Genomic DNA, 25,568 nt, shown 5'->3' on the forward strand with positions numbered 1-25,568 from the left:
CGTGCTCCTAAAATCCTAGGCTGGACAGCAGATCATCGACGTCGTCTTGATTGGATGCGACGTCATCACGCTTATCGGCATGAATCTGCGGACCTTCACCATGAGACGGCTGTTTTTCTTTTACTTGTTCGGCACGCAAAATGGAGTGGTCATGCTTGATGCCGGCAAAACGATCGACCTGACTGGCCATCAGCACCAGCTTCAGCAGGTTGCTTTCCACATCGGTGACCAACTGAGTGACACGCTTGATCACCTGGCCGGTAAGGTCCTGGTAGTCCTGAGCCAGCAAGATATCGTTCAGGTGCCCAGACAGCTTGGCGCCATCACGCTCACTGCGCGCCAGGAATAACTCCATACGCTTGGCCAGCTCGCGAAACGCTTCGGCACTCAGTTCGCGCCGCATAAAACGCCCCCAGTCAGCACTCAGGCTGCTGGCCTCGCTGCTCAGGTCGTTAACCAGCGGGGCACTCTGCTCAACCAGGTCCATGGTTCGATTGGCCGCTTTCTCGGTCATCGTCACCACATAGTTCAAGCGTTCGGTAGCGTCGGATATCTGCGACACTTCTTTGGCATGCGGCACACGAGGATCAAGTTGGAAATTGACGATGGCGCTGTGCAGCTCGCGCGTCAGCTTACCGACTTCAAGGTACAAGCCATGGTCGCGTGCTTTGTTGAGCTCATTGATCATCTGCACCGCTTCGCCAAAGTTACCCCTCTCGAGGCTATCGACTAGCTGGCGTGCATTGTTTTTCAGGGTCGACTCAAGGTCGTCCTGGGGGAAAGCATCGTGTTCCATAGCAACCTCGCGGCGAACATCAGCCGTTGACCCGCTCGAAGATTTTCTCGATCTTTTCCTTCAACACCTGAGCGGTGAAGGGCTTGACCACGTAACCATTCACCCCGGCTTGAGCCGCCTCGATGATCTGATCACGCTTGGCTTCGGCGGTCACCATCAGCACCGGCAGGTGCTTCAGACGCTCGTCGGCGCGCACTGCGCGCAGCAGGTCTATGCCTGTCATGCCAGGCATGTTCCAGTCCGTCACCAGAAAATCGAAACTGCCGCTTTGCAGCATTGGCAGTGCCGTGGTGCCGTCATCGGCTTCCGCCGTATTGGTGAACCCCAAGTCACGCAAGAGGTTCTTGATGATCCGTCGCATCGTTGAAAAGTCATCAACGATGAGGATTTTCATGTTCTTGTCCAAGTCGACCTCCGTACAGTCCCAAACGCAGCCAGCAGCCTGGCGACGCCCTTAATCGTGAAACCGGCCTGCAATATAGCTGTTCAGCGCGCCCGCCACTCGCCGAGCCGTGCACGCAAGCGCGCGGCGCATTGACTGTGTAACTGACTGACCCGCGATTCGCTGACCCCCAGTACCTCGCCGATTTCCTTGAGGTTCAGCTCTTCGTCGTAATACAGCGACAACACCAGTTGCTCACGCTCCGGCAGATTGGCAATCGCATCGACCAGTGCAGCCTGGAAGCGCTGGTCTTCCAGCTCCCGCGCCGGTTCGAGTTGATTGCTGCTGGCGTCTTCACGCAAACCCGTGTGCTCGCCATCCTGTAGCAAGTCGTCGAAACTGAACAACCGACTGCCCAAAGTGTCGCCAAGAATGCCGTAGTAATCTTCGAGACTCAATTGGAGTTCGGCCGCAACCTCTTGATCTTTAGCGTCTCGACCGGTTCTGGCCTCAATTATTCTGATCGCATCACTGACCATGCGGCTGTTTCGATGCACCGAACGAGGGGCCCAGTCACCTTTGCGCACCTCATCAAGCATAGACCCACGAATACGGATACCGGCAAAGGTTTCGAAACTGGCGCCCTTTCCAGCGTCATATTTCTTTGAAGCTTCAAGCAAGCCGATCATGCCGGCCTGGATCAAATCATCCACCTGCACACTGGCTGGCAAGCGCGCCAGCAGGTGATAGGCAATGCGTTTGACCAGCGGCCCGTAGCGCTCGATCAACTGGTGCTGCGAATCCTGCGCCTGCGCCTTGCTGTACATACGGAGTCCAGAAGCTGGGGTCATACAGCCGTGTCTGCTGCCGGTTGCTGCACCAGGCGTTCAACGAAAAATTCCAGGTGGCCGCGCGGGTTGGCCGGAAGGGGCCAGGCGTCGACTTTCTGGGCAATCGCCTTGAAGGCCAATGCACATTTGGAACGTGGAAATGCTTCATACACTGCACGCTGCTTCTGCACCGCCTTACGCACCGACTCGTCGTAAGGAACAGCACCGACATACTGCAGCGCCACATCGAGGAAGCGGTCAGTCACTTTAGTCAGCTTAGCAAAGAGATTGCGACCTTCCTGCGGACTGTGCGCCATATTCGCCAGTACCCGAAAACGGCTCATGCCATGGTCGCGGTTGAGCAGCTTGATCAGGGCGTAGGCGTCGGTGATCGAGGTGGGCTCATCGCACACTACCACCAGTACCTCCTGGGCCGCGCGCACGAAGCTGACGACCGAGTCGCCGATACCAGCGGCGGTGTCGATGATCAGCACGTCGATGTTGTCACTCAGATCGCTGAACGCCTGAATCAGCCCGGCATGCTGCATGGGCGACAACTGCACCATGCTTTGTGTGCCCGAGGCGGCAGGGACAATACGGATACCGCCAGGCCCCTGCAGAATCACGTCACGCAGCTCACACTCGCCACTGATGACATCCGCCAGGGTGCGCTTGGCGCTCAGCCCCAGCAGCACGTCGACGTTAGCCAAGCCAAGGTCGGCGTCCATCAGCATCACGCGCCGGCCGAGTTCAGCCAGAGCCAGCGACAGATTCACCGACACATTGGTCTTGCCGACGCCACCCTTGCCGCCGGTCACCGCAATCACCTGTACGGGATGCATACCCATGTTATCTACACACCTTGTCTAACTTCGACTGGAACCATGGAACAGACAACCCTGCCCACCCCATGCCACGGAAAAGCCGCAGCAGCCATCAACCGGCGCGGCGCGCCGGATTCTGGTACAGACCGGCAAACATGTCGGCCATTGTATCTTCACTTGGCGCTTCAGCACTCTGCAGACCTACCGCGCGACTGACCAATTGGTGGCTGCGTGGCAGATGCAGGTCATCCGGAATTCGCGGACCATCTGCCAGATAGGCTACCGGTAGACGCTGACCGATAGCCAGACTTAATACCTCGCCCAGGCTACTGGCTTCGTCCAGCTTGGTCAGGATGCAACCGCTCAAGCCACAGCGCTTGTAACTATGGTAGGCGGCTTTGAGCACCTGGCTCTGGCTGGTTGCAGCCAAAACCAGATAATTTTTCGCATTGATACCGCGGCTGGCCAGCGCCTCGAGCTGCAGACGCAACGCCGGATCATTGGCCGGCAGCCCGGCGGTGTCGATCAGCACCACACGCTTGCGCGCCAGCGGTGCCAGGGCCTGGGTCAGGGACTGGCCAGGGTCGACCAGGGTCACGGGGACATCCAGGATACGCCCCAGGGTCTTGATTTGCTCCTGGGCGCCGATGCGGTAGCTGTCCATGCTGACCAGGGCAATGTTGTGAGCACCGAACTTGAGTACATAACGGGCTGCCATCTTGGCCAAGGTGGTGGTCTTGCCCATGCCGGCCGGGCCAACCAGAGCGATCACACCACCCGCCTCCAGCGGCTCCTCCTTCTGCACCTGAATGGCATGCGCCAGATGGGCCAGCACCATGCGCCAGGCCTGGCGCGGCTCACTGATGCGTGCAACGCGTTCAAGCAATACGCGCGACAGCTCAGCGGGCAAGCCCATACGCTGCAGGCGACGCCAGAGATTGGCCTGTTGCGGACGCCGGGTCTGCAACTGCCCCCAGGCCATCGAGCCCAGCTGGACTTCAATCAGCTCGCGCAGGCCGTGCAGCTCACTGCGCATGGCATCCAAAGCACCCTGGTCGGCCGCGCCTGCGGCTGACTTCGGCGAGCACATGGCAGCGGCCAGCGGCTCAAGCGGCAGGCTGGGCTCTGCGCCAAACAGTTGGCGGTCCTTACCGGCATGGCTCTGCGCACGGGTCGCCAGTTCAGCCTGGGCCGTGGCGATACGCGATTGGGTCTTGCGCAACTCAGCCTCGAGTGCCGGATTCGGCTCGCGACTGGGGGCAGCAGGCACCTGGTAATCGAGGGCAGCCGTCAGCTCGACGCCGCCGGCAACCCGGCGATTGCCGATGATCGAGGCGTCGGCACCCAATTCATCGCGCACCAGCTTCATGGCGATCCGCATATCGGCAGCGAAAAAGCGTTTGACCTGCATGGCCTGTGACCTCGGTTAGTTCTGGCCCACCGTCGCAACGATGGTGACCTGCTTGTTGTCCGGAATTTCCTGGTACGCCAATACGTGCATGCTCGGCACCGCAAGACGCGCAAACCGCGAGAGCATCGCCCGGACCGGACCGGCTACCAGCAGGATCACTGGTTTGCCGAGCATCTCCTGACGCTGCGCCGCTTCCACCAGGGAACGCTGCAGCTTCTCGGCCATGCCGGGCTCCAGGAGAATCCCCTCCTCAGCGCCCTGACCGGCCTTCTGAATACTATTGAGCAATATCTGTTCCAACCTGGGTTCCAGGGTGATCACAGGCAGCTCCGGCTCTAGTCCCACAATGCTTTGCACAATTGCGCGGGCCAGCGACACACGCACCACAGCGACCATCGCGGCGGGATCTTGACTCTTGGGCGCTACGTTGGCGATGGCTTCGGCGATGGTGCGAATATCGCGTACCGGCACCTGCTCCTGCAGCAAGGCTTGCAGCACCTTGAGCAGGGTCGACAGCGAGACCAGCCCCGGCACCAGCTCATCAGCCAGCTTCGGCGAGCTCTTGGCCAGCAGCTGCATCAGTTGCTGAACCTCTTCATGGCCCAGCAGTTCGTGGGCGTGTTTGTGCAGAATCTGATTGAGATGAGTGGCTACCACCGTACTGGCGTCGACCACGGTATAACCGAGCGACTGCGCCTGATCACGCTGCGAGGCGTCGATCCATACTGCGTCCAGGCCGAAGGCAGGGTCCTTGGCGGCAACACCATTGAGCGTGCCAAACACCTGACCGGGGTTGATCGCCAGCTCGCGGTCCGGGAACACCTCGGCCTCAGCCACGCTGACGCCCATCAGGGTCAGGCGGTAGGCGTTGGGCTGCAGGTCGAGGTTGTCACGGATGTGTACCGAGGGCATGAGAAAGCCCATTTCCTGGGACAGTTTCTTGCGTACCCCTTTGATCCGCGCCAGCAGCTGCCCACCCTGGTTACGATCGACCAGCGGGATCAGGCGATAGCCCACCTCGAGGCCGACCATATCGACCGGCACCACATCATCCCAGCCCAGTTCCTTGACCTCTTGCGCACGCTGCGCCGGTAGCAGGTCCTGCTGACGCTGAACTTCCTTGACCTCTTCTTCCTTGCCCTTGCGCTGCTTGTTGGCGATCCAGTAAGCCGCACCGGCAGCCACCAGCCCGAGGCTGATGAACGAGAAATGCGGCATGCCCGGCACCAGGCCCATGGCGATCATGATCGAGGCCGTTACTGCCAACGCACGCGGCGACGCGAACATCTGGCGGTTGACTTGCGCGCCCATGTCTTCGGAGCTGGATACCCGCGTCACCATGATCGCAGCAGCCGTGGACAGCAGCAGCGAAGGAATTTGCGCCACCAGCCCGTCACCGATGGTCAGCAGCGTGTAGATGCGCCCGGCGTCGGCAAAACTCAGGTCGTGCTGCATGATGCCGATGAGGATGCCGCCGATCAGGTTGATGAACAGGATCAACAGACCCGCCACGGCATCGCCGCGCACGAACTTGCTGGCACCGTCCATGGAACCGTAGAAATCGGCTTCCTGGGAGACTTCGCTGCGACGCTTCTTGGCTTCTGCCTGATCGATAAGGCCGGCATTGAGGTCGGCATCGATGGCCATCTGCTTGCCTGGCATGGCGTCCAGGGTAAAGCGTGCGCTGACTTCGGAGATGCGCCCGGCGCCTTTGGTGACCACCACGAAGTTGATGATCATGAGGATCGCGAACACCACGATACCAACCACGTAGTTGCCGCCGATCACCACCTCACCGAAGGCCTGAATGACCTTGCCCGCGGCGTCGTGACCATCCTGACCATTGAGCAATACCACCCGTGTCGAGGCCACGTTGAGCGCCAGGCGCAGCAAGGTGGCGGCGAGCAGGATGGTGGGGAATACCGCGAAATCCAGCGGCCGCAGCGCATAGATACTGACCAGCAGGACGACGATCGACAGCGCAATGCTGAAGGTGAAGAGTACGTCGAGCAGAAACGGCGGAATCGGCAGCATGACCATGCCGAGCATGACCAGCAGCATCAGCGGAATGCCGAGGTTACCGTCGCGCAACCCGGACAGGTTACTGCGTACGTTTCCGACCAATTGCGTGCGATCTACTGCCACGTGCTACCCCGGTATCCATTCAAACTTTTGACGCCTTAAGCGCCCTTGCCCGGAGGTTTGCAAGAAGCTGTCCAAGTTTGCCTTGAGCGGCGGATGCCATTGCCACGAATGAGGCGAACCCTCAGACGCGCTGAAAGTCCGAGACCTAGGGTCTGTCCCGTTTCGTCGCAAGCCGCGTTGCCGCGAACGAAACGGGAACAGACCCTAAGACGTGTCATTCATCAACGCAGGAGATCCCCATGCAACCTTGGATCATCGCAGCATTCGCCGGTCTCACCACTCTCAGCGCCCAGGCCGCCAGCCTGGATGTCACCCTGCACCGGGTCAGCGCGGAGGGCCAAGGGCCTTCGGTAGGCACCCTGCATATCGAACAGAGTCCCTACGGGCTGGTCTTCACCCCTAAGCTGCATGACCTGGAGCCCGGCGTGCATGGTTTCCATCTGCATGCACAACCGAGCTGCGAGGCGGCGGAGAAAGACGGTCAACTGTCAGCAGCCGAAGCCGCTGGAGGGCACTGGGACCCGCAGGCGACCGGGAAACACGACGAGCCCTGGGGTGACGGCCACCTCGGCGACCTGCCTGCCCTTCTGGTAAGCGCAGATGACAACGCCACTCAACCGGTGCTGGCACCACGCATCAAGACACTGGATGAGGTACGCAATCTGGCGGTGATGGTGCACGCCGGCGGCGACAATCATGCCGACCACCCCAAGCCCCTGGGCGGTGGAGGCGCGCGCGTTGCCTGCGGGGTGATTCGATAGGGTCTGTTGCCGTTTCGTCGCAAGCCGCGTTGCCGGGAACGAAATGGCAACAGACCCTACTCGTCGCGGCGTAAATCCGGCGGAATTGGCAGGTCGGGCAAGGGACCGGGACGCTTGGCCTTGCCTGCCTGGTACTGACGAATCTGATAGACGTATGCCAGCACCTGCGCCACGGCCAGGTACAGGCCTGCAGGAATCTCCTGGTCCAGCTCCGTGGAATAGAACACCGCCCGCGCCAGGGCTGGAGACTCCAGTAGCATCACCTTGTGCTCCTGGCCAATCTCACGAATTTTCAGGGCGGTGAAGTCACTGCCCTTGGCCAGCAGCACCGGCGCATTGCCTTTTGTCGGGTCATATTTCAGGGCCACGGCAAAGTGGGTCGGGTTGGTGATGATCACGTCAGCCTCGGGCACGGCCTGCATCATGCGCCGGTCGGCCATTTCACGCTGCAACTGACGGATACGCTGTTTGACCTCCGGCTTGCCCTCGCTGTCCTTGTACTCGTCACGCACTTCCTGCTTGGTCATCATCAGCTTCTGTTTGTTGTCCCAGAGCTGAAACGGCACATCGACTGCTGCGATAAGAATCAGCCCCAGGGATATCCACAGAGCACTCCAGCCAACCACCTGAGCAGCGTGCATGATCGCTGACTCGAGTGGCTCATGGGCGATAGCCAGCAAGTCGTCGCGGTCCATCGCCAGCACCACCAGCGCGACCACAAGGATGACCGTGAACTTGCCCAGGGCCTTGAGCAACTCCACCAACGCCTTGACCGAGAACATGCGCTTGAGCCCGGCCAACGGGTTCATACGGCTGAATTTCGGCGCCATGGCCTTGGCCGAGAACAGCCAGCCACCCAAGCCGATAGGGCCGATGATCGAGGCGATGAACAGCACAACGATCAAGGGGGCAATGGCTTCCAGCGCCATGTAACTGGCCCCCAGCAAGCCGGTGGTCATGCTGCTCTCGTCCATGATCGCGCTGCGGGTAAGCGAGAAGCTGCCGCGCATGATTTCCAGCATCGAATTGCCCAGGCTGCCGCCGGTGGCGAGCAGCGCGCCCACACCAGCCAAGGTCACGACCAGTGTGTTGAGCTCACGCGAACGGGCGATCTGGCCCTTGTCACGCGACTCGCGCAGGCGTTTCTCTGTGGGTTCCTCGCTTTTGTCTGCACCACTTTCCGACTCTGCCATGGCTGGCTCCTATGGAATCCGCGCCATCTCGCGCAGCAGTTGCAAGGCTTCGGTGGCGAAGACCTGATACTGGGAGAGGATATCGGCCATACCAATCCAGACAATGACCAGCCCGAGCACCAGAGTCAGTGGAAAACCGATGGAAAAGATATTCAGCTGGGGCGCGGCGCGGGTCATCACGCCGAAGGCAATGTTGACGATCAGCAATGCCGTCACGGCCGGCAGCACCAGAATCAACGCAACACCGAACACCCAACCCAGCTTGGTGGCGATCTCCCAGTAATGCTCGACCATCAGCCCACTGCCGACCGGCAGCGTGACGAAACTCTCGGCCAGTATCTCGAACACCACCAGATGACCGTTCATCGCCAGAAACAGCAAGGTCACCAGCATCAGAAAGAACTGCCCGATCACCGCCACAGAAACGCCGTTGGCCGGGTCGACCATGGAGGCAAAACCCAGCCCCATCTGCATGGCCACGATCTGCCCGGCAACCACGAAGGTCTGGAAGAACAACTGCAGAACAAAGCCGAACATCACCCCTATGAGAATCTCCTGGGCGATCATCAGGAACGTCTGCAGGTTGATCGCATCCACCACCGGCATCGGCGGCAGATTGGGCACCAGCACCACGCAGATGGCCAGGGCAAAATACATGCGCACGCGCATTGGCACCAGTTGAGTACCGATGATCGGCATCACCATAAGCATCGCGGCGATGCGAAACAGGGGCAGCATGAACGCACCGACCCAGCCGCCAATCTGGGTATTGCTGAGCTCGAACATGTCAGCCGATCAGCATGGGGATATTCATGATCAGGCCTCGCGTGTACTCGATCATCGTCGCCGCCAACCAGGGCCCGGCGACGATCAAGGTAACCAGGATCACCAGCAAACGCGGCAAAAAGCTCAAGGTCTGCTCGTTGATCTGTGTGGCGGCCTGGAACATGGCCACCATCAGGCCAACCAGCAGGCTGGGCATCACCATCAAGGCAACGATGACTGCGGTCAGCCAGAGGGCTTCACGAAACAGGTCAACGGCGACTTCCGGGGTCATCTCAGATACCTCCGAAACTGGCGGCGAGCGTGCCCATGATCAGCGCCCAACCATCGATAAGCACGAACAGCATGATCTTGAACGGCAGCGACACGATCAGCGGCGACAGCATCATCATACCCATCGCCATGAGAATACTGGCCACCACCAGGTCGATCACCAGAAACGGAATGAAGATCATGAAGCCGATCTGAAACGCCGTCTTTAACTCCGAGGTCACGAATGACGGAATCAGGATGGTCAGCGGCGTGTCCTCCGGGCGAAGAATATCGGTGCGTTTGGACAGCCGCACGAACAACTCCAGATCGCTTTCTCGGGTTTGCGCCAGCATGAAGTTCTTGATCGGCCCCTCGGCGCGGGTGATCGCCTCCTGCGCCGGCAACTGCTCGTTCAGGTATGGCTGCAACGCCTCGCGGTTAATCTGATCGAACACCGGGGCCATGATGAACATCGTCAGAAACAGGGCCAGGCCAATGAGAATCTGGTTCGACGGTGTCTGCTGCAGCCCGAGTGCCTGACGCAGAATGGAAAAGACGATGATGATGCGGGTAAAACTGGTCATCAGCATGACGAATGCCGGGATGAACCCCAGCGCGGTCATGATCAGCAGAATCTGCAGACTGACCGAATACTCCTGCTGCCCCTCGGTATCGGTACTCAGGGTGATGGCCGGAATCGACAGCGGGTTGTCTGCGCTGAACGCCAGTGTCGGCACCAGCAGCAACAGAGCAGGCAGCAGCAGGCGCAACCAAGGCATCACGATTTATCCTTCTGATCCTTGCCCAGCAACTCCATCAGACGCTGAGCGAATTCGGTCGAGGCGGGCTCCGCATCGGGTAGGTGCACCGGCTCTGCCATAACGTGCAATGGGCTGATACGCCCGGCGGTCAACCCAAGCAACACCTGCTCATGACCGACCTGCACCAGCAGCAGTCGCTCGCGTGGACCAAGGGCCTGGCTGGCGACAATCTTGATGACCTGCCCGCCCCGTGGGGTGATCTGCTGCACGCGGCGCATCAGCCACGCCAACAAGAAGATCAGCCCCACCACCAACCCCAGCCCCAACAACAATTGGAGCAACTGGCCGGTAATACCGCTGCCAACCGACGGCAACGTCTGCGCAGCCTGGGTAACCGGCTCGGCGGCGAAGCTCTGCAGGGATACGAACGACAACGGGATAGCAGTGAGGCGTTTGAACATGGCGGGCTCGGTTGGCGTTAGCGCAGTTTCTTGATGCGTTCACTCGGGCTGATGACATCGGTCAGGCGGATGCCGAACTTCTCGTTGACCACGACCACCTCACCATGGGCGATCAGCGTGCCGTTGACCAGCACGTCGAGCGGTTCACCGGCCAGACGGTCGAGCTCGACCACCGATCCCTGATTGAGCTGCAGCAGGTTGCGAATGGTGATGTTGGTGTTGCCGACTTCCATCGAGATCGACACCGGGATGTCCAGAATGACGTCCAGGTTAGGGCCGTCCAGGCTTACCGGCTGATTGAATTTCGGCGCACTGCCGAACTCCTCCATGGGTGCGCGGGGCGCTGCTGGCGCCGCGGCTTCGCCGGCAGCGAGCATGGCGTCGATATCGTCCTGGCCTGCCGCGTCATCACCTGCCTCAGAGAGTGCCGCAGCCCACTCATCGGCGAGCGCCTGCTCCTCGGGGGAGGTGTTTTCGTTTTCGTCTGCCATCGTCGTTCCTCGGCTGGCGGGTAGCGGTTTCAGTAGGCGCGGATGCGCCTGTAATTAGCGGTGGCGATCAATCGGCTCGAGCACCTGGAGCGCCAGGTTGCCCTTGTGTGCGCCGAGCTTGACCTTGAAGGTGGGAACACCGTTGGCCCGCATGATCACATCCTCAGGCAGCTCTACCGGGATCACATCCCCGGGCTGCATATGCAGAATGTCGCGCAGCCTGAGCTGGCGTCTGACCACGGTGGCGCCCAGAGGTACGCTGACGTCCAAAATGTCTTCACGCAGCGCCTTGATCCAACGCTCGTCCTGGTCATCCACATCGGACTGAAAGCCGGCGTCGAGCATCTCGCGGATGGGTTCGATCATCGAATAAGGCATGGTTACATGGAGGTCGCCACCGCCACCATCGAGTTCGATGTGAAAGGTCGACACCACAATCACTTCGCTGGGGCTGACGATGTTGGCCAACGCAGGGTTGACCTCAGAACCCACGTACTCGAAGTTGATATCCATCACGGCGGCCCAGGCTTCCTTCAGGTCGATAAACGCCTGATCGAGCACCATACGCACTACTCGCAGCTCGGTGGGCGTGAACTCCCGCCCCTCGATCTTCGCGTGGCGCCCATCGCCGCCAAAAAAGTTGTCCACCAGCTTGAACACCAGCTTGGCATCGAGAATGAACAGCCCGGTGCCGCGCAACGGCTTCATCTTCACCAGGTTAAGGCTGGTGGGCACGTACAGCGAGTGTACGTACTCGCCGAATTTCATGACCTGCACACCACCGACGGCGACATCAGCCGAGCGCCGCAGCAGGTTGAACATGCTGATACGGGTGTAGCGGGCGAAGCGTTCGTTGATCATCTCCAGGGTCGGCATGCGCCCACGGACGATGCGGTCCTGGCTGGTCAGGTCGTACTGTTTGACCGAGCCAGGTTCAGCGGCCTCCTCAGGCTCGACCAGGCCATCGTCCACCCCATGCAGCAGCGCGTCGATTTCGTCCTGGGAAAGCAGGTCTTGCACAGCCATGTTCGACCCTCGCCTACTGCAACACTAGATTGGTGAACAGTACCTGCTCGACCGCCAGCTTGCCGGTTTCCTTCTGCGCCAGCTCCTGCACGCTGGCGGTGGCTTGCTGACGTAGCATTTCCTTGCCGACAGGGGTGATCAGTGATTCGAAATCCTGGCTGGAAAACAGCATCACCAGGCGGTTGCGCAGCACCGGCATATGCACCTTGAGTGCGTCCAGGGCAGCCTGGTCACGGGCCATCAAGGCCACACTGACTTGCATGTAACGCGCCCGCCCCTTGTGGTTGAAGTTGACCACGAAGGCCGGCACCAGCTCTTCATAGATGGCAGTCTGTTTGACCGGCTCCTGACTTTCGACCGCTTCCGGTACTTCGGCCTCAGGCGCCGACTTGTTCAAAAAGAACCAGGTAGCCCCCACCGAAATACCGATTGCCAGCAAAAGACCGACGACGATCAGAATGATGAGTTTCATCTTGCCCGCAGGTTTGCCCTCGGCAGCCGCTGCCGGGTCTTGCGGTGCACTTTTCTTAGCCATGCCAATAATCCGTCACTGATCGGAGTTCGATCGGTTTTCAAAGGGTCAGGAGCAAGGGTTGTGCCAGCTCTTCGACGCATGCATCAGGCTCTCACAACGCCGCGGCGGCGCGCAGCCAGATCAACACATCCATACCGCCTGAACGCATTCGCCCGGCGCTCTTGCGAGGCCGGGCGAATGCAGTTTAGAACAGAGCGACGATGGACTACAGAAGGTTCTGTCTCAAGCGTAAAAGTCCACCATGCCGCGACCGCCGCTGATGCTCGAACGCATCTCCGCCAGCGGCCCCAGGCTGTCATCTTCAAGTTGCACCAACCCATCGCCGCCGCCATTGCGCTGCCCCTTGCCCGAGTCGCCTTCCTGCCCTTGCCAACCGCGGTTGAGCGACTGGTCAGAAACGTTGACGTCCGCCAGGTTCATACCCTGCTGGGTAAAGAGCTCACGCAGGCGATGCATCTGGCTGTCGAGCGCTTCACGCACGCCGGCATGGGCACTGGCAAAGGTCACCTGGGTCTGGTCCTGATTGACGCTGATACGCACCTCCAGGCGCCCCAGCTCCTGCGGATCAAGCTGGATCTCGGCAGACTTGAGGTTCTGGCTCGACATCAGCATCACCCGGTCGACCACCGCCTCACTCCAGCCTGTCTGCTGCATCGGCACAGGCTGCCCGGCCAGCGGTACGCGAGGCGTTTGGGTCACCTGCTGATTCACTGCCTGACTCAGGGCACTGAGCTTGCTGACGAAATTTTCCGGCGCCGTATCGACCGAGCTCTCCTTGAGCGCCTCAAGCCCCACCGCGCTCAGTTCCAGAGCCGGCTCTTCGAGCACATTGGCGACATCGCTGGTTTTTTGCGCCCCCATCGCGGCCATGGCCGAGGCGAAGCCCTGACCAGTGGTCAAGGTGGTCTGCTTGGCAGACTCGCCACTGCCCTCTTTGGCCAACGCCTCTGCCGCCCTGGCCTTGGCGCCCTGCTCAAGCGCCATCTGCACAGCAGGCAGCTGATTGAGCGCATCGATTTCCGGATCGAAGCTGGCTTCGGTGAGACTGGCCGGCCCACTGCTGGCGAGCGTACCCGGCTGGGTGGACAGCATGCCTTCTTCCGTCAGTGTCGTCGCAGGGTCGACATCGACCGCCGGCGTCTGCCCCAACAAGCTCAACAGTAACGCGGGGTCTTCGACCACGGGGTCCGGCTGCAGCTCACTCGGCAAGGCATTGCCGCTATCGGCAAGTACCGGCTCCTCGGCGGCAGGGTCGGCTGGGGCGGCCTCTTCGGCCGCGCTGTCGCGCGACTCGGCCTTGGCGGCATCATCATTGCGCTGCGCCGCCTTGGCCTGACGCTCCTTGGCATACACATCAGCAAAGCTGGAAGACTCGTTCTTACGGGGCTCGGGCGCTTTGGCGGCGTTGTTGGGCGCTGCCGGACGCGGTTTTATTTCGGGCGCCGACTTGAGCAGCAGATCGGGGACGGACATGGACACTCTCCACACGGGGCTCGGTTCGTGCGGAGGGTTTTGCAAAGGGCGGGCCAACTTGCCGGGAGCCAATCTGATGGTTGGCAGCGCTGCAGCATTGCGGGAGGTCTTGAGTGTTTGCCGCCTACCCGGCGGCCCACTGTCACAGGCTATCAGTGGCGATAACGCTGGCGCTCGGATTTGAAAAGAATCCGCACGATGGCGAATTCTCGCTCGATTTGTTCGAGCAGTGCAGGCGCCACACTCAACTCCTCACAGCGACCGGCTTCCTCGAGCTGGCGGCACAAACCCGCCAGCAAGGTAGCACCCATGTTGCTGCAGCTACCCTTGAAGCTATGCGCCGCCAAGCGGATCGCCTGGGGATCACTGGCCTGCTGTGCCTCACGCAATACGCGCAGACGTTCCTCGGAGTCGGCCAGAAAGGTATCGAGCAGAACCGGGTACTCGTCTTCCATCACGTCCTGCAAGGCAACCAGCACGTCGCTGTCGAGGTGGGGATCAGACACCAGGTCACTCCATGAGCCAAGGGTCTGGATTATGCCTCAAGCCGCCAGGAAAACTCCACGCTCACACCGCGGCCACCGGCAGGCCAGGTGCAGCGCTCGCTGAGCTGACGAACCAGGGCCAGCCCACGACCACTGAAGCGCTCCGGCTGCGCCTGGCGAGCCATAACAGCCTGGCCGTCGAAACCCGGACCACTGTCGTCGACCAGTAGCGTCAGACGACCACCACCCGGCTCGGGACAAATCCGCAGATCAAACCGCACATAGCCCTCGACCAGTTCGGCCAGACGCTCCGTGCGCAGCCGGTAGTAATCGGCAAACCCACGGGCATCGGCTTTCATCGCAGAGTCCAGACCCAGCACTCCATGCTCCAGGGCATTGGCATAGAGCTCGGTCAACACACTGAAAAGCGCGCCAGCCTGCAGCCGCAGGCCGGGCACTTCGAGCAGTAACTGCAAAACCTGAGGTACCGGATTGTGGCGGCGCAAGGTTGCCCCCCGGTACTCGAAGGTAGCCGACCAGTCCAACGGCGCATTTTCTACGCTGCCGCCCTGGGGTACGGGCGGACGCCCCAGACTCGAGGACTCGACCACGCCAATCTCGACCAGGCTGATATCGTCTTGCTGGGTACCGCGAAAACGGATGAGCGCTGCCTGGATTTCGTCAAAGAGGGCCTGGTCATCACGGTTAGCGGCAAGCACCTCGAGCAGGCGCTGCTCGCCAAATAGCTCACCCTCGGCGTTGCTGCCCTCCAGCACACCATCGGACAACAGCAGCACCCGGTCGCCCATCTCGAGCGGATAGACCTCCAGCGCATCATTGAAAGAGCGCGCATCGCGCACCCCTAGAGGCAGATGCCGCGACACCAGAGGCGTGTGCTCACGGCCATCGCCGCGCAGCAGATAACCATCCGGCAAGCCGCCCGCCCAGACCTCCACGACCTTGCGCTGAAAACTGATGTTGAGCAGGGTCGCACAGCAGAACATGCCCATCGGCAGAATGCGCTTGAGCTTGGCATTGACCTCGCGTAGCACCTCGCGCAGTGAGTGCCCCTTGGCCGTCATGCCATAGAACGCCTCGGCCAGCGGCATGGCACCAATGGCCGCTGGCAAGCCATGGCCGGTGAAATCGCCCAGCAGCACGTGCATATCGCCAGACGGCTGAAAGGCGGCCAGCAGCAGGTCACCGTTGAACAGTGCGTAAGGCGACTGCAGGTAACGCACATTGGGCGCATCCAGACAGCCGGCATGCGCCACCTTGTCGAATACCGCTTTGGCTGCACGCTGCTCATCGAGTAGAAACGCATTGTTGCGGGCAATCAGATCGCGCTGCTGCAGCACGGTCTCCTGCAGCCGCCGCAAGCGATCCATGGCGTTGATCTTGGCCTCCAGGATCACCCGGTTGTAGGGCTTTGCCAGGAAATCATCGCCGCCAGCTTCCAGACAGCGCACCAGCGCTTCACCTTCGGTCAGCGAGGTGAGAAAGATGATCGGCACCAGCGCTTCGCCGGCCAATAGTTTGATCCGCCGAGCCGCCTCAAAACCGTCCATGATGGGCATCAACGCGTCCATCAGAACCAACTGCGGCCGCTCCTGCTCGAACAGCGCCAGTGCTTCCAGGCCATTGGCTACCGTCAGCACGCGATGGCCCTGACGACTGACGATGGTCGAAAGCAGCATGCGGTCAGCGGCGCTGTCCTCGGCGATGAGGATAGACAAACGCGCAGACACGATCAGGCGATCTTGAATAGCTGTTCGAAGTTGGAAATGGCGAGAATCTTGCGGACATCAGGGTTGCAGTGCTCCAGACGAATCTGCGCATGGTCACCGCCGGCATGGTCACGCAGCAGGAGCAGCATGCCCAATGCGGAGCTGTCGAGATAGGTCGTGCCCTTGAGATCAACCACGTAGCGCTTGGGGCGCTGGTTGATACGCTCGTAGGCATCGCGAAACTCTTGGTGGGCACCAAAATCGAAACGTCCCTGAATCACAATGGTCAGCTCTTGCCCATCTGCCGAGGGCTGCGAGGTGATGGCCATACACACTCCTTAATCTGTTCTATTCAACCGTCAATGGCGGGGCGCATGGAGCAGCGCCGTGGTTGCAGTGTAGCGCGGCCAATGACTGTCGGCGCGCTTGAAGATTTAGCACCCCATAGCCAGGAGGGCAAACGCTTTTAAGCATAGGCTCCTAATAGCGCGGGGGCAGGCGCTGCGCCAACTCATCAAGCAGCTTCTGCTCGCGCTTGTCTTCCGCGATACGCGCCTCGTCCCGGTAGCGCTGCACCAGCTTGCGCAACCCCTCCAGCCGCGCATACTGCTGCTGCCACTGCGCACGCGCTTTCTCCAGATTGCCACGGTGCCAGGCCAGGGTGCGCCGCTGCTGACCGATGGCGACTTCCAGTTGCGAAAGAAAACGCTGGTAGTTGATCAGCCACTCGCCGGACACCCCACGCTGACCTTCATTGATCCACTGCTGCTGATAGTCGCCGCGAAAGCGCTCCAACTCGCCCAGCTTGCCTTCGGCCTGACCAACCAGGCCCTGGTGATGGCCCAGCTGCAGGGCCGCTTCGCGCTCGGCACGCTCAGCCATATCGACCACAGGTGCCAAACGCGCGGCACGACTCTGCGCCATGGCTTAAGCCGCGCCGCCGGTAACGGTTGCCGCCAGCAGTGCACTGCTCTGCTCAAGGCTTTCGCTCTCATGCAGGCCCTGGCGCAGATAGCGCACCATGCTCGGCATGCGCGCAATGGCCAGGTCGGTGTCGGCATCACCACCCGGTACATAGGCGCCAACGCTGATCAGGTCGCGACTCTGCTGATAGCGCGACCACAGCTGCTTGAAACGCTGCGAATGCTTGAGGTGATCGGCACTGACGACCTGCGGCATGACCCGGCTGATCGAGGCTTCGATATCGATGGCCGGGTAATGCCCCTCCTCGGCCAGCCGCCGCGACAGCACGATGTGCCCGTCGAGCACCCCGCGCGCCGCATCGGCAATCGGATCCTGCTGGTCATCACCCTCACTGAGCACGGTGTAAAACGCGGTGATCGAGCCACCGCCCTGCTCCGCATTGCCGGCGCGCTCGACCAGCTTTGGCAGCCGCGCGAACACCGAAGGTGGATAACCCTTGGTCGCTGGCGGCTCGCCGATGGCCAGGGCAATCTCTCGCTGCGCCTGGGCAAAGCGGGTGAGCGAATCCATCAGCAACAGCACATTGAGACCCTTGTCGCGGAAATACTCGGCGATGCGTGTGCAGTACATGGCCGCGCGCAAGCGCATCAGTGGCGCATCGTCAGCTGGCGAGGCAACCACCACCGAACGGGTGAGGCCTTCCTCACCGAGAATCTCGTCGATGAACTCCTTGACCTCACGGCCCCGCTCACCGATCAGCCCCACCACGATGATGTCGGCGTCGGTGAAGCGCGTCATCATGCCAAGCAACACACTCTTGCCCACCCCGGTACCGGCGAACAGACCCAGGCGCTGGCCGCGGCCGACGGTCAGCAGACCATTGATGCTGCGAATACCGACATTGAGCGGTTCGCTGATCGGGTTGCGCTTCAGCGGGTTGATGGTTGGACCATCCATCGGCACCCAGTCCTCGGCCTTCATACCGCCCTTACCATCGAGCGCACGCCCGGTGCCATCAAGCACCCGACCGAGCATGGAGCGGCCCATGGGCAGGCGCCCGGTATCCGGCAACGGCACCACGCGGGCGCCAGGGGCGATACCGGCGAGACTGCCCACCGGCATCAGGAAGATCTTGCCATTGGAAAAGCCCATCACCTCGGCCTCGACCTGCACCGGGTGATAGCTATCATCGTTGATCACCAGGCAGCGACTGCCCAAGGCGGCGCGCAGGCCTTCAGCCTCCAGGGTAAGGCCCACCATACGCAGCAGGCGGCCTTCGACCACGGGCTGGCCGGGCAGGCTGATGCTGTCACGGTAGACCGAAAGGCGCTTGGCGAAGCTGGTGCGTTCAAGGCGCATCGGCAGGCTCGGCGGCTGGGGCGTCGAGATCGACCTGCAGATCGGCATCTGGCGGCGCCGTGGCATGTTCGCGCTGCTGATCGAACAGTTGCTTGAGCGCTTGGGTCAGGCGGGTTTCGACACTGGCATCGATGCGGCTGTGTTCACTCTCCACGCGGCATCCGCCAGGCAGCAAGCTGTCATCCTCAAGGATGCGCCAGCTTTCTTCGTGGCGCTCACGCAGCGCCTTGACCCGCTCGAAGTCCTGGGGATTGAGGTGGATACGCACATTTTCTGCGCCCATGGGCAACAGCTTCAGGGCTTCGCGCAACACTTGGCGGATTTGACTGGAGTCGATGACCAGCTCGCGCTGGATCACTTCGCGGGTCATGTGGCCCACCAGCTCGACCAATGAGGCTTCAAGCTGGCGGTCCTGCTCGGCGATTGGCTCGAACAGTTGGCGCATCAGGGTTTCCAAGGCTGTCAGGCGCGGTGCCAGAGCCGCCTCGCCTTCCTGACGGGCCTTGAGCTGGCCGGCATGGAAGCCGTCCTTCTCGCCGGCGGCGAAACCTTCGTTGTAAGCATCCTGGCGGATCGCTTCAAGCTCATCGAGTGTCAGCGGTTTGACATCTTCGAGCTGCACCTCCTCGCTGTCGGCTGGCCGCTCGGGCTGTGGCTCCTCGGGGGCGGCATCGACCTGCAGCGGTGCGTCATCCGGCGGCGCTTCACCGCTGTCGGCGTCGAAGCTGGGCAGCGCCCAACGGTCAAAACCGGCGATGTCCTTGGCGCGAATCAGGTCGCTGGACGCGTCCTTGGAAGCCATGTCGGGGATCCCCCAGGGTCAGTAAAAACGGTCGGGGCAAGCAGTCTGCCGGGGCGCCATTGTGCCAGAGCAACCGGCGCCGTGGCAGCGCCAGGTCAGACCATCTCCTCGCCGCCCTTGCCGCCCAGAACGATCTCGCCCGCCTCGGCCATGCGCCGGGCGATGGTGAGGATTTCCTTCTGCGCCGTTTCCACGTCGCTGACCCGCACCGGGCCTTTGGCTTCGAGGTCGTCGCGCAGCAACTCGGCAGCGCGCTTGGACATGTTCTTGAAGACCTTCTCCTTGATCGCTTCGTCCGCCCCCTTGAGAGCCAGCACCAGCACGTCGGAGGAGACTTCGCGCAACAGCGCCTGGATGCCGCGGTCGTCGACATCGGCCAGGTTGTCGAAGACGAACATCAGGTCCTCGATTTGCGACGACAGGTCGGCATCCACTTCGCGGATCGAGTCCATCAACTGGCCTTCAACCGAGCTGTCGAGGTAGTTCATGATGTCAGCGGCGCGCTTGACCCCGCCCATAGTCGCCCGGGTGGTACTGGCACTACCGGAGAACTGTTTCTCGAGGATCTGGTTGAGTTCCTTGAGCGCCGCCGGTTGCACGGTATTGAGCGATGACACACGCAGAACGATGTCCAGGCGCACCTTATGGTCGAAATGGCCGAGCACTTCACCGGCCTGATCCGGGTCCAGGTAAGCCACGACGATGGCCTGAATTTGCGGGTGTTCGTAACGGATGACATCGGCCACGGCGCGCGGCTCCATCCATTTGAGGCTGTCCAGGCCGCTGGTGCTGCCGCCGAGCAGGATGCGGTCGATCAGGTTGCCGGCTTTGTCCTCGCCCAGGGCCTGGGTGAGCATCTTGCGGATGTAGCCATCGGCCCCGACACCCAGGCTGGTCTGATCGCCGACGATTTCGACGAACTCGCCCATGACCTGCTCGACCTGCTCGCGGTGAATGTTGCGCATGCCGGCCATGGCCACGCCTACGCGCTGCACTTCCTTTGGCCCGAGATGGCGCAGGACCTGCGCGGCGTCGGTTTCACCGAGCGAAAGCAGGAGGATGGCGGCCTTTTCGACCTTGCTCATCTTGGCAACAGTGCGGTTATCACTCATCGGCGTTGATCCACTCTTTCACGACCTGGGCCACGCGGCCCGGATCTTCGGCGACCAGGCTCTTGATCGCGTTCAATTGGGCATCATACCCCTCGCTCGGGCTCGGGAGCAGGATGTTTTGCGGGCCGCCGAGGCTGACGCGATCAGCTGACAGTTCGCCGTCCAGACCACCCATTTCACCCAGATCGATATCGCCATCACGCCCACCTGCCGCCAGCTCTTTGCCGCCACCAGGATTGGCGATGTTCTTCATCACCGGGCGCAACACGAACCATACCAGAATGAAGATTAGCAGCGCCGGCACCAATTGCTTCAGCCCGCCCATGGCCATCAGGAACAGCTCATTCTGGTACCAGGGCAGGTCAAGAAACTCTTCGCCGCGCTCGGCCGAGAATGGCGTATTGATCACGCTGACGCTGTCGCCACGGCTGGCATCGAAGCCGACCGAGTCCTGCACCAGACGGGTGAAGCGGGCAAGATCATCACTGCTCCAGGGCGCACGAGTCGCCTCCCCTGTGGCCGGGTCGACACGTACCTGGTCATCGACCACCACCGCCACTGACAGGCGACGCAGGCGGCCTTGCTGCTGGCGGGTGTAGCTGATCGAACGATCCAGCTCAAAGTTGCGCGTGGACTGGTCGCGTTTGTCTGCCGGATACGGCGCGAGCATCGGCTGGCCAGTGGCCGGATCGACCACCTGCGCGCCGTTGGCATCAAGCAACGGCTGGCCCGGGGCAATCGCGCCAGGGGGCGCTGCGGCTGCACCGGCCTGTTGCGGCGCGGCTGCAGCACCCGGTGGCTGGTTAGCAAGCGCTCCGGGCACACCCTGGGGCGGCTGGCTGCTGGTACGCTGCTCGGTAACCTGCTGCTCGCTGCGCAGCGCCGGCTGATCAGGGTTGAAGCTCTCGGAGGTGGACTCCACGGCGCTGAAATCGACATCCGCCGAGACCTCAGCTTTGTAGCGGCCGCTGCCCAGCACCGGCTGCAGAATGTTGTGTACGCGCTGGGTGAACAGGCTCTCCATACGGCGGCTGTAATCGAACTGCTTGCCGGCCATGGTCAGCTCGGACAGCTCCTGTTGATCGGACAGCAGGTTGCCTTTCTGATCGACCACCGTGACCTGGGACTTTTCCAGTTCAGGCACGCTGGTGGCCACCAGGTTGACGATGGCCATCACCTGACTGGGCTCCAGGCCACGACCGGCATACAGCTCGACCAGCACCGAGGCGCTCGGTTTGCGCTCATCGCGCACAAACACCGAACTTTTCGGAATGGCCAGGTGCACACGGGCACCCTTGACGTTGTTCAAACTCGATACGGTGCGCGCTAACTCACCTTCGAGACCACGACGGTAGCGGGTCGCCTCCATGAACTGGCTGGTGCCCAGACCCTGCTCCTGGTCGAGGATCTCGAAGCCGACGGTCTTGTCGCTGGGCGCAACGCCGGCTGCTGCCAGGCGCATCCGCGCACGGGCTAGGTCATCGGCCTTGACCAGCAATGCCCCGGAATTGGGTTCGACGGTGTAGGTAATGTCGGCTGCCTGCAGGGTCTGCATCACCTGAGATGCATCCATGCCATCGAGACTGCCGTATAGCGGTCGGTAGTCCGGCTGCTGCGACCAGAGCACCACAGCGAAACCGATCGCCACGCTGGCAGCCAGGCCAACCAGCAGGCCGATCTGGCGCAGCATCGACATGTCGGACAGGTTCTCGAGGAACGTCAGCCCGAACAACGGCTTCTTCGGTTGGTCGTTACCGGTAGTAGCCGGCATGTTGGCGGCGAGTGCGTCAGCCATGATTGAAAACCCCTACCCTTAAACCGGCATCTGCATAATGTCTTGGTACGCCTGGACCAGCTTGTTGCGCACCTGGGTCATGGCCTGCATCGACACGCTGGCTTTCTGCGAAGCAATCATAACGTCGGTCAGGTCGATGCCGCTGTTGCCCATCTCGAATGCCTTGGCCAGTTCACCGGAGGCCTGCTGGGTTTCATGCACCTTGTTCACCGCCTGCCCGAGCATGTCGGAGAAGCTCGGAGCACCAGGCTCAGGCGCGCTCACGGCAGGCGTATGACGCGCCATGGCATCGGCCTGCATGGAGCGCATCTCCAGCATCAGACGATTGAATTCAATACCTTGGCTCATGACCTTTCCTCCACTGGCCGCAGTTTTTTGACGCAGTGCGGCGCGATAAGTGGATATTTGCAACAAGGGTGCCAGATACGCGAAAGCCCCGCAGTGCGGGGCTTTCGTCAATTAGCAGAAAAAACCTTGGAACCTCAGGGAATCACCCGCAGTCTGCCGCGCCTGACTTCCGTCACCTCAGCTGGCGTAGAGGTAAGCCTCGACATCCATCCCGGCATCACGCATCTGCGCCAGCTTGTAACGCAGGGTACGCGGGCTGATACCCAGCCGCTCAGCAGCCTCCTTGCGCCGGCCGCGCTCGGCCCGCAAGGTATCAACGATCATCTGAAACTCATGCCGGCGCAGGTCTTCGCCAAGGGCGCCGGCCTCCATCACAGCCGCACTATCAGCACTTGGCACGCTCGCCACAGCCGTCAAAAGTGGCGTGACTGGTGCACAGGCAAAACCGATGGGCGCAGTCAGGCATAGATCCTCAGGCTGAATCAGGCCACCCTGCTGCAGAATCAAGGCCCGCTGAATGGCGTTATCCAACTCACGCACGTTGCCCGGCCAGGCGTAGGCGACCAGGCTGGCCTGGGCTTGTGGCGACAGGCGAATCGGCGCGTGATTCATCTTGCGCGCATGCTTGGCCAGCAGTCGCTCGGCCAGCGGTACGATATCCGCCGGGCGCTCCCGCAGCGGTCGCCAGGCCAGAGGGAACACCGACAAGCGATAGAACAGGTCCTCCCGGAAGCGCCCTGCTGCGACCTCGGCAGCCAGGTCACGGTTGCTGGTCGCCAGCACACGGATATCCAGGCTGATCGGCTTGCGTGCGCCCACCCGCTCCACTTCACGCTCTTGCAACACGCGCAATAGCTTGGCCTGCAGGCCAAGGGGCATTTCGGAAATCTCATCGAGCAGCAACGTGCCGCCATCGGCCAGTTCGAACTTGCCCGGCGCACTGGCGATGGCCCCGGTAAAGGCGCCCTTCTCATGACCGAACAGCGTCGCTTCGAGCATATTGTCGGGAATCGCCGCGCAATTGATCGCAATGAAGGGCCCACCGGTGCGCGGCGATTGCTCATGGATAAAGCGCGCCAGCACTTCCTTGCCAGTCCCGGACTCGCCAGTAATCAGCACAGTGGAATCGCTTTGCGCCACACGGCTGGCCAACGCCAACAACTGCTGACTGGCGAGCTCACAGGCCACCGGCCCTTCCAGCTCACCCTGCGGCAAGCGACCCAGGGCGTGGCGGTCCACCAGCGCCAGCAGCGCCTTGGGCTCGAACGGCTTGACCAGGTAATCCGCAGCGCCTTGGCGTATCGCATCCACCGCTCGCTCGACTGCACCGAACGCCGTCATCAGCAGCACTGGTAATTGCGGCTGGCGCCGGCGAATCAGCCCCAACAACTGGTGACCGTCCATGCCGGGCATATTGACGTCACTGATCACCAGGCTGAACACCTCTTCACCCAGCGCCAGCAAAGCGGCTTCTGCACAATCCACCGCACGGTAGGCATGCCCACCCAGCGACAGGGTGTCGCCAAGCGCTTCGCGCAGCGCGCGGTCATCTTCGACCAGCAAGACTTTGGCAGCCATGACGGTTACTCCGGATTAATCAATGAGGCCGCGTCAAGCAGCGGCAGAGTCAACAGGGCGCAGGTACCACGCCCCGGCCGGGACTGCAGATGCAGCTCGCCGCGGTGAGCGCGGGCGACGGCCTTGACCACCGCCAGTCCCAGACCGGTCCCGGTGGCGCGAGTGGTGAAAAAGGGCTCGCCGAGGCGCGCCAACGTAGCCGCATCCATCCCCGGGCCGTTGTCGCTGATGCAGATACGCAAGTTGTCGCCACGCCGATAGAGGTGCACCTTGAGCCCGACCTGAGGGCCACCGGCCTGGATGGCATTCTCCAAGAGGTTCAGCAAGGTGCCGACCAGGGTGTCGCGATTGCACAACAGCCCGCCATCGCGCACGTCGCACTGCCAGCGCACCGGCAGGCCGGCCACATGGGTTTCCGCGGCTGAGCGCAAGGCATCGCACAAGGCCGAAGGCGTTAAGCGATCCGGCAGCGGCAGGTCACCGCGGGCGAACACCAGCATGTCGCGGACCTGGTGCTCAAGTTCGTGCAAACGCTCTTTGAGACGCCCGGCAAAGCGTTGCTGTTGTTCGACCGGCAATGCCTGCTCATGCAGGTGGCTGGCGTAAAGCATGGCCGCCGACAGCGGTGTGCGAATCTGATGAGCTAAAGAGGCCACCATGCGCCCCAGCGCAGATAAGCGCTCATGGCGCGACAACTGATCCTGCAGGCGACGGGTTTCCGTCAGGTCATTGAGCAGAATCAACTGACCCGGCTCGCCATGCAGCGAGCGCGTAGCGATTGACAGTCGACGCCCATCTTTCAGTGACACCTCATGACCATCGTCATCGCGTGGGGCGAAATTACGGGCAATCACTTCACGCCAGAGCATGCCGACCAGGGGCCGGCCGAGTAGCTGACAGGCAACCGGGTTGGCCTCGCGCACCACACCCTGCCCATCGATCACGATAACCCCGCCTGGCAACAGGTCCAGCAGGCTCTGCAGGCGATGGGCAATGCGCTCCTTCTCCGCCAGCTCCTGCATGCGCTGGGCACTCACCAGCGCCAGTTGCCCCTTGAGCTCGGACACCCGCGACTCAAGCAGGCTGTAAGACTCGCTGAGCTGCGTGGACATCTGACTGAACCGCGCAAAGGCATGCTCCAGATGAACACGCTCGCCCGACTCGGCCGGTGGCACAGGTAATGGCGTGGGAACAGCGCTGGGTAGGGCGTGGCGGGTCATGGCATCTCTCTCGCGCAGCGAGCCGTCAGGGGACAGTCAGTTGCTAGAGAGATAGCAATACCCGTGCCTAAAAAATAATTCTTATTTTTCAGTA

The 25,568-nt window shown here is 61.5% G+C and carries 27 protein-coding genes; 1 reads left to right on the forward strand and 26 read right to left on the reverse strand.

Translation table 11 applies throughout. The annotated features are described in order from the left end of the window. Positions 1 to 7 precede the first annotated feature (7 nt). The 6 genes from BMW49_RS03205 to flhA form a co-directional block, all read right to left on the reverse strand. On the reverse strand, positions 8 to 796 hold the full coding sequence (locus BMW49_RS03205; protein WP_069515859.1) for a protein phosphatase CheZ: 789 nt from the start codon (positions 794 to 796) through the stop codon (positions 8 to 10). Positions 797 to 815: 19 nt separating this feature from the next. Then, positions 816 to 1,190: a chemotaxis response regulator CheY gene (locus tag BMW49_RS03210; RefSeq protein WP_170829026.1), complete on the reverse strand. Its 375-nt coding sequence runs from the start codon at positions 1,188 to 1,190 to the stop codon at positions 816 to 818. Positions 1,191 to 1,282: 92 nt separating this feature from the next. Then, a complete protein-coding gene (fliA, locus tag BMW49_RS03215) occupies positions 1,283 to 2,029 on the reverse strand; it encodes an RNA polymerase sigma factor FliA (protein ID WP_083251637.1) in 747 nt (248 codons plus the stop codon). After that, a complete protein-coding gene (gene fleN, locus BMW49_RS03220) occupies positions 2,026 to 2,856 on the reverse strand; it encodes a flagellar synthesis regulator FleN (protein ID WP_170829021.1) in 831 nt (276 codons plus the stop codon). Before fleN ends, fliA begins: the two co-directional genes overlap by 4 nt. Positions 2,857 to 2,944: 88 nt before the next feature. After that, a complete protein-coding gene (gene flhF / locus BMW49_RS03225; protein WP_069515861.1) occupies positions 2,945 to 4,243 on the reverse strand; it encodes a flagellar biosynthesis GTPase FlhF in 1,299 nt (432 codons plus the stop codon). A 15-nt stretch (positions 4,244 to 4,258) separates the two neighbouring features. Then, positions 4,259 to 6,388, reverse strand: a complete 2,130-nt coding sequence (flhA, locus tag BMW49_RS03230; protein ID WP_069515862.1) for a flagellar biosynthesis protein FlhA — start codon at positions 6,386 to 6,388, stop codon at positions 4,259 to 4,261. Between the two features lie 239 nt (positions 6,389 to 6,627). Between flhA and sodC the strand changes: the two genes are divergently transcribed. Further along, on the forward strand, positions 6,628 to 7,149 hold the full coding sequence (sodC, locus tag BMW49_RS03235; protein WP_069515863.1) for a superoxide dismutase family protein: 522 nt from the start codon (positions 6,628 to 6,630) through the stop codon (positions 7,147 to 7,149). A gap of 56 nt (positions 7,150 to 7,205) precedes the next feature. On the opposite strand, the gene flhB is transcribed toward sodC, so the two are convergent. From flhB to BMW49_RS03335, 20 genes are all read right to left on the reverse strand, one after another. Continuing rightward, positions 7,206 to 8,342, reverse strand: coding sequence for a flagellar biosynthesis protein FlhB (flhB, locus tag BMW49_RS03240; protein ID WP_069515864.1), 1,137 nt, complete (start codon positions 8,340 to 8,342; stop codon positions 7,206 to 7,208). A 9-nt stretch (positions 8,343 to 8,351) separates the two neighbouring features. Beyond that, complete coding sequence (fliR, locus tag BMW49_RS03245) at positions 8,352 to 9,128, reverse strand: flagellar biosynthetic protein FliR (RefSeq protein WP_069515865.1); 777 nt, start codon at positions 9,126 to 9,128, stop codon at positions 8,352 to 8,354. 1 nt (position 9,129) lies between these two features. Continuing rightward, positions 9,130 to 9,399, reverse strand: coding sequence for a flagellar biosynthesis protein FliQ (gene fliQ, locus BMW49_RS03250; RefSeq protein ID WP_069515866.1), 270 nt, complete (start codon positions 9,397 to 9,399; stop codon positions 9,130 to 9,132). Position 9,400: 1 nt separating this feature from the next. Continuing rightward, positions 9,401 to 10,156: a flagellar type III secretion system pore protein FliP gene (fliP, locus tag BMW49_RS03255; protein WP_069515867.1), complete on the reverse strand. Its 756-nt coding sequence runs from the start codon at positions 10,154 to 10,156 to the stop codon at positions 9,401 to 9,403. Next, the gene (gene fliO / locus BMW49_RS03260) at positions 10,156 to 10,599 is read right to left on the reverse strand and encodes a flagellar biosynthetic protein FliO (protein ID WP_069515868.1); all 444 of its coding nucleotides are present in this window, start codon (positions 10,597 to 10,599) and stop codon (positions 10,156 to 10,158) included. The genes fliP and fliO overlap by 1 nt, the downstream gene beginning before the upstream one ends. Before the next feature lie 17 nt (positions 10,600 to 10,616). After that, on the reverse strand, positions 10,617 to 11,090 hold the full coding sequence (gene fliN, locus BMW49_RS03265; protein ID WP_069515869.1) for a flagellar motor switch protein FliN: 474 nt from the start codon (positions 11,088 to 11,090) through the stop codon (positions 10,617 to 10,619). 54 nt (positions 11,091 to 11,144) lie between these two features. Continuing rightward, entirely contained in the window at positions 11,145 to 12,116 is a 972-nt protein-coding gene (gene fliM / locus BMW49_RS03270; protein WP_069515870.1) for a flagellar motor switch protein FliM, read from the reverse strand. Positions 12,117 to 12,129: 13 nt separating this feature from the next. Further along, entirely contained in the window at positions 12,130 to 12,651 is a 522-nt protein-coding gene (gene fliL, locus BMW49_RS03275; RefSeq protein WP_069515871.1) for a flagellar basal body-associated protein FliL, read from the reverse strand. Positions 12,652 to 12,873: 222 nt separating this feature from the next. Then, positions 12,874 to 14,124, reverse strand: a complete 1,251-nt coding sequence (locus tag BMW49_RS03280; RefSeq protein WP_069515872.1) for a flagellar hook-length control protein FliK — start codon at positions 14,122 to 14,124, stop codon at positions 12,874 to 12,876. A gap of 152 nt (positions 14,125 to 14,276) precedes the next feature. Further along, positions 14,277 to 14,630 (reverse strand): Hpt domain-containing protein, encoded by a 354-nt coding sequence (locus tag BMW49_RS03285; protein ID WP_069515873.1) that lies wholly within the window; start codon positions 14,628 to 14,630, stop codon positions 14,277 to 14,279. Positions 14,631 to 14,659: 29 nt separating this feature from the next. Next, positions 14,660 to 16,357, reverse strand: a complete 1,698-nt coding sequence (locus BMW49_RS03290) for a fused response regulator/phosphatase (RefSeq protein WP_069515874.1) — start codon at positions 16,355 to 16,357, stop codon at positions 14,660 to 14,662. A gap of 2 nt (positions 16,358 to 16,359) precedes the next feature. Then, a complete protein-coding gene (locus BMW49_RS03295) occupies positions 16,360 to 16,665 on the reverse strand; it encodes an STAS domain-containing protein (RefSeq protein WP_069515875.1) in 306 nt (101 codons plus the stop codon). Between the two features lie 151 nt (positions 16,666 to 16,816). Then, positions 16,817 to 17,260, reverse strand: coding sequence for a flagellar export protein FliJ (gene fliJ / locus BMW49_RS03300; RefSeq protein WP_069515876.1), 444 nt, complete (start codon positions 17,258 to 17,260; stop codon positions 16,817 to 16,819). Between the two features lie 3 nt (positions 17,261 to 17,263). Then, on the reverse strand, positions 17,264 to 18,619 hold the full coding sequence (gene fliI / locus BMW49_RS03305) for a flagellar protein export ATPase FliI (RefSeq protein ID WP_069515877.1): 1,356 nt from the start codon (positions 18,617 to 18,619) through the stop codon (positions 17,264 to 17,266). After that, a complete protein-coding gene (gene fliH, locus BMW49_RS03310; RefSeq protein WP_069515878.1) occupies positions 18,609 to 19,421 on the reverse strand; it encodes a flagellar assembly protein FliH in 813 nt (270 codons plus the stop codon). Before fliH ends, fliI begins: the two co-directional genes overlap by 11 nt. A gap of 95 nt (positions 19,422 to 19,516) precedes the next feature. After that, on the reverse strand, positions 19,517 to 20,533 hold the full coding sequence (fliG, locus tag BMW49_RS03315; protein ID WP_069515879.1) for a flagellar motor switch protein FliG: 1,017 nt from the start codon (positions 20,531 to 20,533) through the stop codon (positions 19,517 to 19,519). Beyond that, positions 20,526 to 22,328, reverse strand: a complete 1,803-nt coding sequence (gene fliF, locus BMW49_RS03320; RefSeq protein ID WP_069515880.1) for a flagellar basal-body MS-ring/collar protein FliF — start codon at positions 22,326 to 22,328, stop codon at positions 20,526 to 20,528. Before fliF ends, fliG begins: the two co-directional genes overlap by 8 nt. An 18-nt stretch (positions 22,329 to 22,346) precedes the next feature. Next, positions 22,347 to 22,676, reverse strand: a complete 330-nt coding sequence (gene fliE / locus BMW49_RS03325) for a flagellar hook-basal body complex protein FliE (protein WP_069515881.1) — start codon at positions 22,674 to 22,676, stop codon at positions 22,347 to 22,349. Between the two features lie 177 nt (positions 22,677 to 22,853). Further along, positions 22,854 to 24,254, reverse strand: a complete 1,401-nt coding sequence (gene fleR / locus BMW49_RS03330; protein WP_069515882.1) for a sigma-54-dependent response regulator transcription factor FleR — start codon at positions 24,252 to 24,254, stop codon at positions 22,854 to 22,856. 5 nt (positions 24,255 to 24,259) lie between these two features. After that, positions 24,260 to 25,474 (reverse strand): sensor histidine kinase, encoded by a 1,215-nt coding sequence (locus BMW49_RS03335; RefSeq protein ID WP_069515883.1) that lies wholly within the window; start codon positions 25,472 to 25,474, stop codon positions 24,260 to 24,262. Positions 25,475 to 25,568: the final 94 nt, after the last annotated feature.

The organism is Pseudomonas cuatrocienegasensis (assembly GCF_900110925.1).
Classification (GTDB): domain Bacteria; phylum Pseudomonadota; class Gammaproteobacteria; order Pseudomonadales; family Pseudomonadaceae; genus Aquipseudomonas; species Aquipseudomonas cuatrocienegasensis.

What these genes read in the sequence shown, in the direction of transcription:
- fliG (WP_069515879.1), bottom strand. Translation starts at nt 20,533, where the DNA reads ATGAGTGATAACCGCACTGTTGCCAAGATGAGCAAGGTCGAAAAGGCC.
- fliI (WP_069515877.1), bottom strand. Translation starts at nt 18,619, where the DNA reads ATGCGCCTTGAACGCACCAGCTTCGCCAAGCGCCTTTCGGTCTACCGT.
- fliN (WP_069515869.1), bottom strand. Translation starts at nt 11,090, where the DNA reads ATGGCAGACGAAAACGAAAACACCTCCCCCGAGGAGCAGGCGCTCGCC.
- fleN (WP_170829021.1), bottom strand. Translation starts at nt 2,856, where the DNA reads ATGGGTATGCATCCCGTACAGGTGATTGCGGTGACCGGCGGCAAGGGT.
- flhF (WP_069515861.1), bottom strand. Translation starts at nt 4,243, where the DNA reads ATGCAGGTCAAACGCTTTTTCGCTGCCGATATGCGGATCGCCATGAAG.
- fliL (WP_069515871.1), bottom strand. Translation starts at nt 12,651, where the DNA reads ATGGCTAAGAAAAGTGCACCGCAAGACCCGGCAGCGGCTGCCGAGGGC.
- sodC (WP_069515863.1), top strand. Translation starts at nt 6,628, where the DNA reads ATGCAACCTTGGATCATCGCAGCATTCGCCGGTCTCACCACTCTCAGC.
- fliO (WP_069515868.1), bottom strand. Translation starts at nt 10,599, where the DNA reads ATGTTCAAACGCCTCACTGCTATCCCGTTGTCGTTCGTATCCCTGCAG.
- flhB (WP_069515864.1), bottom strand. Translation starts at nt 8,342, where the DNA reads ATGGCAGAGTCGGAAAGTGGTGCAGACAAAAGCGAGGAACCCACAGAG.
- BMW49_RS03335 (WP_069515883.1), bottom strand. Translation starts at nt 25,474, where the DNA reads ATGACCCGCCACGCCCTACCCAGCGCTGTTCCCACGCCATTACCTGTG.
- fliP (WP_069515867.1), bottom strand. Translation starts at nt 10,156, where the DNA reads ATGCCTTGGTTGCGCCTGCTGCTGCCTGCTCTGTTGCTGCTGGTGCCG.
- fliE (WP_069515881.1), bottom strand. Translation starts at nt 22,676, where the DNA reads ATGAGCCAAGGTATTGAATTCAATCGTCTGATGCTGGAGATGCGCTCC.
- BMW49_RS03210 (WP_170829026.1), bottom strand. Translation starts at nt 1,190, where the DNA reads ATGAAAATCCTCATCGTTGATGACTTTTCAACGATGCGACGGATCATC.
- fliR (WP_069515865.1), bottom strand. Translation starts at nt 9,128, where the DNA reads ATGTTCGAGCTCAGCAATACCCAGATTGGCGGCTGGGTCGGTGCGTTC.
- fliA (WP_083251637.1), bottom strand. Translation starts at nt 2,029, where the DNA reads ATGACCCCAGCTTCTGGACTCCGTATGTACAGCAAGGCGCAGGCGCAG.
- BMW49_RS03295 (WP_069515875.1), bottom strand. Translation starts at nt 16,665, where the DNA reads ATGGCCATCACCTCGCAGCCCTCGGCAGATGGGCAAGAGCTGACCATT.
- fliM (WP_069515870.1), bottom strand. Translation starts at nt 12,116, where the DNA reads ATGGCTGTGCAAGACCTGCTTTCCCAGGACGAAATCGACGCGCTGCTG.
- fliQ (WP_069515866.1), bottom strand. Translation starts at nt 9,399, where the DNA reads ATGACCCCGGAAGTCGCCGTTGACCTGTTTCGTGAAGCCCTCTGGCTG.
- BMW49_RS03280 (WP_069515872.1), bottom strand. Translation starts at nt 14,124, where the DNA reads ATGTCCGTCCCCGATCTGCTGCTCAAGTCGGCGCCCGAAATAAAACCG.
- fliF (WP_069515880.1), bottom strand. Translation starts at nt 22,328, where the DNA reads ATGGCTGACGCACTCGCCGCCAACATGCCGGCTACTACCGGTAACGAC.
- BMW49_RS03205 (WP_069515859.1), bottom strand. Translation starts at nt 796, where the DNA reads ATGGAACACGATGCTTTCCCCCAGGACGACCTTGAGTCGACCCTGAAA.
- fliJ (WP_069515876.1), bottom strand. Translation starts at nt 17,260, where the DNA reads ATGGCGCAGAGTCGTGCCGCGCGTTTGGCACCTGTGGTCGATATGGCT.
- fleR (WP_069515882.1), bottom strand. Translation starts at nt 24,254, where the DNA reads ATGGCTGCCAAAGTCTTGCTGGTCGAAGATGACCGCGCGCTGCGCGAA.
- fliH (WP_069515878.1), bottom strand. Translation starts at nt 19,421, where the DNA reads ATGGCTTCCAAGGACGCGTCCAGCGACCTGATTCGCGCCAAGGACATC.